7 protein-coding genes, 1 tRNA gene and 1 pseudogene are annotated in these 8,948 nt (G+C 68.1%); 3 read left to right on the top strand and 6 right to left on the bottom strand.

Going from position 1 to position 8,948, the window contains the following annotated elements:
* Positions 1 to 99: 99 nt before the first annotated feature.
* The 3 genes from ACE3O1_RS13290 to ACE3O1_RS13280 form a co-directional block, all read right to left on the bottom strand.
* Entirely contained in the window at positions 100 to 993 is an 894-nt protein-coding gene (locus ACE3O1_RS13290; protein ID WP_374315801.1) for a methylenetetrahydrofolate reductase, read from the bottom strand.
* Positions 994 to 1,113: 120 nt separating this feature from the next.
* Complete coding sequence (locus ACE3O1_RS13285) at positions 1,114 to 1,920, bottom strand: hypothetical protein (protein WP_374315799.1); 807 nt, start codon at positions 1,918 to 1,920, stop codon at positions 1,114 to 1,116.
* Between the two features lie 428 nt (positions 1,921 to 2,348).
* Positions 2,349 to 3,140 carry an SDR family NAD(P)-dependent oxidoreductase gene (locus ACE3O1_RS13280; RefSeq protein ID WP_374315803.1) on the bottom strand — a complete coding sequence of 264 codons (792 nt, stop codon included), beginning with the start codon at positions 3,138 to 3,140 and terminating at the stop codon, positions 2,349 to 2,351.
* 343 nt (positions 3,141 to 3,483) lie between these two features.
* On the opposite strand from ACE3O1_RS13280, the gene ACE3O1_RS13275 reads away from it, so the two are divergent.
* Genes ACE3O1_RS13275 through ACE3O1_RS13265 form a run of 3 tightly spaced genes read left to right on the top strand, consistent with a single transcriptional unit; the run spans position 3,484 to position 6,030 of the window.
* Positions 3,484 to 4,215, top strand: a complete 732-nt coding sequence (locus ACE3O1_RS13275) for a 3-oxoacid CoA-transferase subunit A (protein ID WP_374315797.1) — start codon at positions 3,484 to 3,486, stop codon at positions 4,213 to 4,215.
* Positions 4,212 to 4,859 (top strand): 3-oxoacid CoA-transferase subunit B, encoded by a 648-nt coding sequence (locus ACE3O1_RS13270; protein WP_374315795.1) that lies wholly within the window; start codon positions 4,212 to 4,214, stop codon positions 4,857 to 4,859. Before ACE3O1_RS13275 ends, ACE3O1_RS13270 begins: the two co-directional genes overlap by 4 nt.
* Position 4,860: 1 nt before the next feature.
* Entirely contained in the window at positions 4,861 to 6,030 is a 1,170-nt protein-coding gene (locus ACE3O1_RS13265; RefSeq protein ID WP_374315793.1) for an acetyl-CoA C-acyltransferase, read from the top strand.
* Positions 6,031 to 6,327: 297 nt separating this feature from the next.
* On the opposite strand, the gene ACE3O1_RS13260 is transcribed toward ACE3O1_RS13265, so the two are convergent.
* The 3 genes and pseudogenes from ACE3O1_RS13260 to ACE3O1_RS13250 all read right to left on the bottom strand — a co-directional run.
* A tRNA-Ser gene (locus ACE3O1_RS13260) sits at positions 6,328 to 6,415 on the bottom strand.
* Positions 6,416 to 6,440: 25 nt separating this feature from the next.
* Entirely contained in the window at positions 6,441 to 8,717 is a 2,277-nt protein-coding gene (locus ACE3O1_RS13255) for a transglutaminaseTgpA domain-containing protein (protein WP_374315791.1), read from the bottom strand.
* Positions 8,704 to 8,948: pseudogene (locus ACE3O1_RS13250) on the bottom strand (DUF58 domain-containing protein); the annotation flags it as partial. The pseudogene ACE3O1_RS13250 and the gene ACE3O1_RS13255, both read right to left, overlap by 14 nt.

The raw sequence follows: 8,948 nt of genomic DNA, 5'->3' as shown, positions 1-8,948 counted from the left end.
ACACCGATCGATCGAACGGAGGAGGCCCGGGCGAACGCCCGGGCCTCCTCCGTTCGTTGGACAAGGTCCGTGCCGTACGGATGACCGCGCGCAGCCCTCCTAGGGGATCGGATCGAACTGGATTGCGCGGAGCAACACCAGGGTTCGCTCACCGGATCCGAGGGTGAAATGGTGCTGCGCGACCGCCCCGTGCACCGAGCTGGAGTATCCCTCGCGCACCTGGTCCGCGAACCCGCCTTCGGTAAGCTTTCGGGTCGCGCTGCGCGACGGACCAGGGCCGCCCAATGCCAATGCGGACCGAATGCCGAGCCGTTGCGCGAAGGACACCGCCCGGTCGTGGTCAGCGTCGCACACGAGCCCGATGCGCACCATGTCATCGAAGCCGCGAGCTCTGAGCTCCTCGATCCACCCCAGCACCGCATGGGGATCGAAGCTGACCTGAGTGATGATTTCCGCGCGCAGTCCTTGCGAACGAATCGCGTCAATCTTCCACTGCAGCGCAGCCCACAGATCCGCCGAGGCGATCTTCGCATGCCCTTCGGGGTATGCGGCCACCCCAACGCACTCAACCCCGTAGAGGCCGAGGTTCTCTGTGTGGATCACCGACAGCGCTGCTTCGTAAGGGCCTGCGGGCCGGGCGGGGTCCCCACCGACGACGAAGAGATGCTGACTCAGATTCTGCTCGTGCAGGTCGGTCAGGAACGCGCGAAGTTCTCGGCGACCACGGAGTCGACGGGCGGCAACGTGCACGACTGGCGTGAGGCCCTGCGCGCGCAAAGTGACAGCCGCCTCGCGGCGTTGTTCCTCCGTGTCCGAGGCGAGGTGCGGAATGTTCACACGAGTGCCGGCTGGCAAACTCCCTCGATCTTCGAACGCTAACGCCTCAGCTGCGGTCATTTCGATTGATGACTGGCCGAAACCACGAGTCACCGCCGGCCTCGTCCGGATCCCACCCTTCTCGATCGGGCGGTGCGCTTCAGTGATCGCTGTCACATCAATCTCCGATCGCGAGGCGCGTACGATTCCGTGCCGGTTCCGCTCTCCGAGGGCACCATCCAGGCGCCGAACGTCTCATCGGAATCGTCCCCCGCGAGACAACAAGCGGATGCGATGTCATGGGGCAGCGGTGAGCTTGCCCACCTTGTCCCCAAAGATCGTTCCGATCCAGTAATCGTCTCCGACTGGCAGTGCGACAGTCGTGTGTCCGAAGTCTTGACCGTCGTACGCGAAGACGACGGACGTGTCGAGCGTTTCAGGGTCGATCGCCAGAATGTCGAATCCGGTGTACGGGCACGCCGTGATGTCACCAGCAAGGCAGGACGGCACCTGGGCGGGAGTCACCTCCTGGCCCGTCACGTAGAGCAGACCGTCGTCGCCCCACCGAAGGTTGTCCGGCCAGAAATCCAAAGCGACACTCTGCGGTTCGGTATCGCCAGTTAGATCGAACCTCCAAAGCTTCTGACCGCCCCACTCCGCCACGAAAATTGCGCTTGCGTCGGGGCTCAGTGCAATGCCGTTGGCTCCGGCGAGCTCAGTCCCGGGAACTGCTCTCCAGCCCTCGCCCTTTGTCCATGTCCGCACCTCGCCGCTCGGGTCCCCGGAGAGAAGGGCGCCGAGGTCAGCGTCTCTCGTCGCCGGATTGAAGAACTTCGTGACAAACAGCGTTTCGCCGTCATCGCTCACTGCTACCCCGTTGCCGTACATGTCTGCGGCAAGGGGGACACAACCAATCCACGTGAGCGTCACGCTCGAGCCTTCGCTGCCGACGTCGAACACCTCGACTGCTTCGCGCTCGTGGTTAATGACGAGCAGTTCCCCGCCGAGCCCATCCTCGTGCGGCCGAAAGGCCAGCCCGTGTGGGGAGATCGCGGCCTGTGGCACTGGGTCGCAATCGGGGTAAGCGGAAGAGTCGTACTCCACGCTCGGCTCATCCACGGGCCAGACAGTTTCGTTCTCCCCGGTCTCCGAGTTGATCGATACGAGCTCGCCCCCCTGTGGCTGTCCTTCCGGGCCGAGGGACAGACCTGACACCAGGAGGTACGGAGTTCCTGCCACCTCCACGAGATCTTCCGGATTGGACGGCCCGTCGACGAGCTCCAGCGAGAGTTCCGGCGGACTACTGGGCGATGGTGAAGGGGCATCTCCGTTCGTACATCCGGCGAGTGTGAACGTGAGGACGGCCGCTAGGGCGAGGGCGATTCCTGTACGTGCAGGCATGGCACTTCCTTCGTGTGTTCTATGGCCCGGCGACATCGCCGTGCGGGGTGGTTCGAGAAACTGCGTGGCCTCCGGCCAACTCGAGGGGAGGAGTGCCACCAGTGCGGCGCACCCCAATCCGCACGAGCCGGCTACCAGCCCAGATCGTCGGATCGGGTGGCCATACCGCCGATGACCGTGCCGCCGTCTACTGACAGTGACGTGCCGATCACATACGAGGCGCCGTCGGAGCACAGCCACAGAACTGCTTGGGCGATCTCCTCCGGCTCTCCGAGTCGGCCGATCGGGGTCCCGGTGAGAAGTCGGTCGAGCACCGGCTTCGGGAAGTCTGCGATGAAGGGCGTGTTGATCGGCCCGGGGCAGATGGCGTTGATGCGGATGCCGAGCTCGGCCATCTCCTGTGCCGTGTGTTTGGTGAGTCCGACCACGCCGTGCTTCACGCCGCCGTACGGGGCGAAGCCGTAGCCGCCGATGAGCCCGGCAGCTGACGCAGTGTTGACGATGCTGCCCCCACCGCGTTCGAGCATCGCTGGAATCTGAGCCTGCATGCAGTAGAAGATCGACTTGAAGTCGACCCCGATCACCTTGTCGAAGCTCTCACGCGTCTGCTCGAGGAACTTTCCGTGCTGGCCCTCGATCCCTGCGTTGTTGTGAGCGAAGTCGAGACCGCCGAACTCCGCAACGACCGCGGCGACTCCGGCGTCGACTGAGTCAGGATCCGCGACATTGAGTTCGAAGAACTTCGCCGCCCCGCCGGCATCCCGAATCTCGTTCACGACAGATTCGCCCGCAGCGACGTCGATGTCGGTCACCGCGACGGTTGCGCGAGAGCGGGCGAAGGCCTGTGCGCTCACGCGGCCCATGCCCGACCCCGCACCTGTGACGAGGGCGACCTTGTCCGTGAAATCGTAAGTGACGTTCATGATCCCGCTTCCGTAGTCACAATGGCCGCTGTCGACCCTGCGACCACGACGCAGTGGATGATTAGTGCTCCTCTGCAACATCCATGGTTCCGGTCCTCACATTTGGTCGCATCGGTGAGCCCACCAGCCGCGGTCTGTGGCGCTCGTGATGAGTCAGCCGCATGACCCGTTGGATCGTGCGGCGTCGCGGAACGCTCGTGGACTCATGGATGCGGGGATTGCACCCCTGCGGAGAGGATCGGCTCATCAGCGATTCGCCTCGACGACGGATTGAGGTCACGGCTGCGAAGCGACAAATGCGCGAGGGGATGACCTTGGGAGACCTGCACTGCGAGGTGAGCTTGTGATCGACAAGACGGTTACGGATGCCGCGGTTGCTGTGGCTGGCATCCCGGACGGCGCGACGGTGATGATCGGGGGATTCGGGCGCGCGGGTCAGCCGGCCGAGCTGATCGACGCGCTCATCGACCAGGGCGCGAGCGGCCTCACGATCGTGAACAACAACGCCGGCAACGGTGACACGGGCCTGGCGGCGCTGCTGGCGGCGGGCCGGGTGCGCAAGATCATCTGCTCGTTCCCTCGACAGCACGACTCCTGGGTGTTCGACGGGCTGTACCGCGCGGGCGAAATCGAACTGGAACTCGTGCCGCAGGGAAACCTGGCGGAGCGCATCCGCGCGGCCGGCGCGGGAATCGGAGCGTTCTTCTCACCCACGGGCGTCGGCACCCAGCTCGCCGATGGCAAGGAGCTGCGCGAGATCGAGGGGCGCACGTACGTGCTCGAGCACCCCATCCGGGCGGACTTCGCCCTGGTGTCGGCGCTGCGAGCCGACCGGTGGGGGAACCTCGTCTACCGCGAGACGGCACGCAACTTCGGCCCGGTCATGGCGACCGCGGCCACCACCACGATCGTGCAGGTCGATGAGCTCGTGCCGCTCGGCCGGATCGATCCCGAGACCGTGGTCACCCCGGGGATCTTCGTGGATCGCGTGGTCGCGGTGGGGGAGCGTGCATGGCTGCGCGACGGCGGATTCGTCGGCGGCGTGGACGTCGACGGGCGGGTGGCGGGCCTGTGAGCACTCGGATCAGCCGTGACGACCTGGCGGCGCGCATCGCGGCAGACATTCCCGAGGGCTCCTACGTCAACCTCGGGATCGGGGCCCCGACGCTGGTGGCCAACTATCTGCCCGATGACCAGGAGATCATCCTGCACACTGAGAACGGACTGCTCGGGATGGGGTCCGCGCCTGAGGCGGGCGCGATCGACCCCGACCTCATCAACGCGGGAAAACAGCCCGTGACTGCGCTCGCGGGTGCGGCGTACTTCCACCACGCCGACTCGTTCGCGATGATGCGCGGCGGCCACCTCGACGTCTGCGTGCTCGGCGCGTTCCAGGTGTCGCAGACCGGCGACCTCGCCAACTGGTCCACCGGCGCGCCCGGTGCGATCCCGGCGGTCGGTGGCGCGATGGACCTCGCCATCGGCGCGAGGCAGGTGTTCGTGATGACGGACCTGCTCACGAAGGCGGGGGAGTCCAAGCTGGTTGCGACGTGCTCCTACCCGCTCACCGGGGTCGGCTGCGTGACCCGCGTCTACACCGACCACGCCGTGTTCGACGTGCGGGAGAGGCGCTTCCACCTGCGCGAGACGTTCGGCGACAACACCCTCGCATCCCTCTCCGGCCTGACCGGACTCGACCTGGCCGATGCGAGGAGCTGACATGCCCGTGACCTATGTCTACGACGCTGTCCGCACCCCGTTCGGCCGCGCAGGCGGCGCGCTCGCCGGGGTGAGGCCGGACGATCTCGCGGCGGTGGTGATGCGCGCGGTGGCAGAGCGGACGGGGCTGGATCCGGCGCGGATCGACGATGTGGTCTTTGGCGACGCGAATCAGGCAGGCGAAGACAACCGCGACGTCGCCCGCTTCGGCGCCCTGCTCGCCGGGTTCCCGACTACCGTGCCCGGCGTCACCGTCAACAGGCTGTGCGGATCGTCCGTGGAGGCGGTGATCCAGGGCTCGCGTGCGATCGAGGCGGGTGACGCCGAGGTCGTGCTCGCGGGCGGTGTCGAGTCGATGAGCCGTGCTCCCTTCGTGTTCGAGAAGTCCGCGCGGCCTTGGCCCGCCATCGGCAACCAGACGCTGTGGAACACGGCGATCGGCTGGCGGATGACCAACCCCCGGCTCCCGCGGGAATGGACCATCTCGAACGGGGAGTCGGCCGAGAAGCTCGCCGGCCTGTATGGGATCTCCCGTGACGCGCAGGACGCGTTCGCGTTGCGCAGCCATACCCTCGCCGCGCGCGCCTGGGCCGAGGGTCGCTACGACGACGAGATCGTGCAGGTTCCCGGCGCGGAACTCGCCCGGGACGAGGGGATCCGCGACGACACGTCCGTCGAGAAGCTCGGCACGCTCAGAGCCCTCTTGGCCGCGGACGGCACCGTGACGGCGGGCAATTCCTCGCCGATCAACGACGGTGCCTCGGCCGTGCTCCTGGGCGCGGCGGGCGCTATCGAGACCGAGCCCCTGGCGCGGATCATCGGCCGTGGCGTCGTCGGCAACGATCCTGACGTCTTCGGGGTCGCTCCGGTCGAAGCCGCGAACCGCGCGCTCGCGCGCGCCGGTCGCGCGTGGGCCGACGTGGACGTCGTAGAGCTCAATGAGGCGTTCGCGTCGCAATCGCTCGGGTGCCTCGCCGGCTGGCCGGACCTCGATCCGGAGAAGGTAAACATCCACGGCGGCGCGATCGCGATCGGGCATCCCCTCGGGGCGTCCGGCGGACGGATCATCGGTCACGCCGCCCACGAACTGCGTCGGCGGGGTGGCGGAGTCGCCGTCGCAGCGCTGTGCATCGGAGTCGGTCAGGGCTTGGCAGTCGTTCTGGAACGGTGAACCGCTGATCTCAGGCAACCGCTCGCACAAGGTCCCTGTCCGACATCTGCGCCCTCAGCGATCGGGCGGCGCGCAGTGCCGAGACCGTGGAATAACGAAGCGCGAAGCGCTGAGATTATGCCGCGAAAGCTCGGAACGGAGCGTCGTCGGATCGCTACACTCTCGCGGTCGGAGAGGGGCTCAAACCTTCAACCTTCAAACCCCGAAATGGGCTGTTAGCGAGTGTCAACTGTGCCATTAACTGTGCCACGCGACTTTCAGAGGGGTCGCGATCCCAGTGTTTTCTAGACAAAACGGTGGCGGAGGATAGGGGATTCGAACCCCTGAGAGCTTTCACTCAACACGCTTTCCAAGCGTGCGCCATAGGCCACTAGGCGAATCCTCCATGGCCCGGAGGGCCACGGAACATCCTACCTGGTCGCCGGGGCGCCTCCCGCGTAGACGCTTCCCGGCCGCACGATGAGCGACCGCGGCGCGATCACGGCCAGGATCCGGCGCGCAACCGGAGCACCGGCCAGGAGTTCCGCGCGGACGGTGGCGGCAGCATCCGTCGCCGCATCGCCGAGCCAGAAGTCCCGCGTGCCGGACGGCGCGTACGACGCGCGCTCGATCGCCGCGACGAGCGTCTCCATCGCCTCGGCCGAGACGCCGTGCTGGTCGACGAGTCGCTGCGCGAAGCCGCGCGGACTCTCGGCCGCGGGCACGGCGATGCCCACGTCGATCGCGGCATCCTGGACCATCGTCCACGCAGCGGCTGCGTCTCCCGCGCGCCCTGCGGCCGTGAGCTGCCGGCGCCGCACCTCGCGCACCAGGAACGGGAGCGCCAGCAGGAGCAGGATCAGCATCACGACCCCCAGCGTCGGCAGCGGATTCACGCCGGCGAGCGGCGTGCCCGGCAGCGCCTCGTCGCGCGGATCGATCGGGCGATTGGGATCGGCGCTCGCGCTCGTCGACGGCGTCGGCGTGGCGCCGGGGGTCGACGTGGACGGGTCGTCGGGGTCGCCCGGCAGCGAGCTCGCCGGCGAGAAGGATGTCGGCACGCCGAGGCCGGCGGTCGGCTCGAAGGGCACCCATCCGACGTTGTCGAAGTAGATCTCCGGCCACGCGTGCAGCAGGGAGCTCGACACCGTGTAGACGGTCTGGTCGTCGACGACGTCCGACGTGGCCACGCCGGGGAGATATCCGACGACGATGCGCGAGGGCATGTGGAGGGTGCGTGCCATGAGCGCGAACGCCGACGCGAAGTGGATGCAGTACCCCTCGCGCTGCTCGAGGAACTGGGCGACCGCCTCTGCGCCGCTGCCGTCGAACCCGTCCTCGACGGGAGCCTCGAGCGAGTACCGGAACTCGCCCCCGCGGAACCACCGCTGCATGGCGATGAGCCGGTCGTAGTCGTTCGTCGCCCCCGCCGTGACCCGTGCCGCGAGATCGATGACGATCTCGGGCGTCTCCTCCGGAAGCGACGTCGTCTCATCGCGCAGCTCGGGCCCGCCGGCGCTGTACTGCCGGATCTGCTCGAGCGTGGGCCGCGGCACGTTGGCGATCACCTCGTAGGCCTGGCCCTGCGTGGAGCCGGACTGCGAGATCACCGTGCGGTTGTACGGAACCGCGGCCCAGCGTCCGTCCAGCCCGGTCACCGAGACAGCCGGGAACGACACCGGAAGCCAGACCGAGGCCAGATTCACGACCTCCACGGACGTCGTGTACTCCGACACGCGCACACCCGTCCCCACCGACACGCGGCCGAGGCCGAGCTCGCTCTCCAGCGGCACCGTGCGCACCTGGTCGGGCTCCCAGATGCCGCCCTCGAATCGCGAGAGCGTGGTCGCCCGCAGGTACGGAGCCTGCTGTGCGTCGGTGCGCACACGCAGCACCTCGACCGCCTCCGGCCTCCGGAGATCGTCGCCGAGCTGGAGCGTGGCGTCGATGCCCGGCCCAGGCCCGAGGCCGGCCCCGGCACGCACCGCGGGCTGCGGGAGCATCGGCGTCGCCACCACCGCGACGACGACGGCGATCGCGCCGATGCCCAGCGCGGTCGCCGGGACTCCGGCGCTGCGCTCGGACGCTCTCTCGAGGGGCCGCTCGCGCGAGCGCGTTTCGGCGCGCACGAGGAAGAGGATCGCGACGGCGAGGAACACGAACGCCATGACGTCGACCTCGCGGGGCACGGCGATCGCGGGGATGAGGGAGACGGCGACGATGCCGATCGAGGCGAGGAGCGGCATCCGGGCGGTGAGCACCACGTGGTCGACGATGATGGCGAGGAGCCCCATCGACCCCACGATGAGGAACGCCAGCGAGATGTGGTCGTCGAGCGGCGCCGCGCCGAAGGTGATGCGTTCGATGGCCTCGTCGACGAGCGGCGGGACCGCGCGCAGGGTCTCGGGCGTCGGCACGGCCCACAGCAGCGCGGTGTGCCGCACGAAGACGACCGTCATGAACGCGACCCAGACGCCGGCTTCGATGAGGCTGACCGCGACAGCCGGGAGGCGGAACCTGCGGGCGACGAAGCCGGCCGCGAGGATCGCGGTGGCGAGGACCACCGCGCCGAGGAGCCAGCCGCCGGGCTTCATGACCCGCATCACCGGCAGCAGCGCAGCGAGCAGCGCTGCCAGGAGCGCGAGCGTCAGGACGAGCTCCCCGCCGCGACGGCCGGCTCGCTGATCGGAGGGGTCAGCCGAGGACATGGCTCACTCCTCGCCCGACCGCCGTGCTCCACGCCATCGCGAGATCGGAGTCGGGGTCGATCGCGCCGACCCGCCAGCCGCTGTCGGCAGCGCGATCGAGCGCGTCGCCGACCGGCGACACCGCGAACAGCATCGGCAGCGTGCTGTGGTGCACCACCGGGGCGATGGCCTCGACGTCGGAGGCGTCGAGGAGCCCGACGATGACGATCACGGGCCCGGTCATGTCTCCCG

Source organism: Microbacterium sp., from assembly GCF_041909575.1.
Lineage (GTDB): Bacteria > Actinomycetota > Actinomycetes > Actinomycetales > Microbacteriaceae > Microbacterium.
This window is presented reverse-complemented; position numbering and strand designations above follow the sequence as displayed.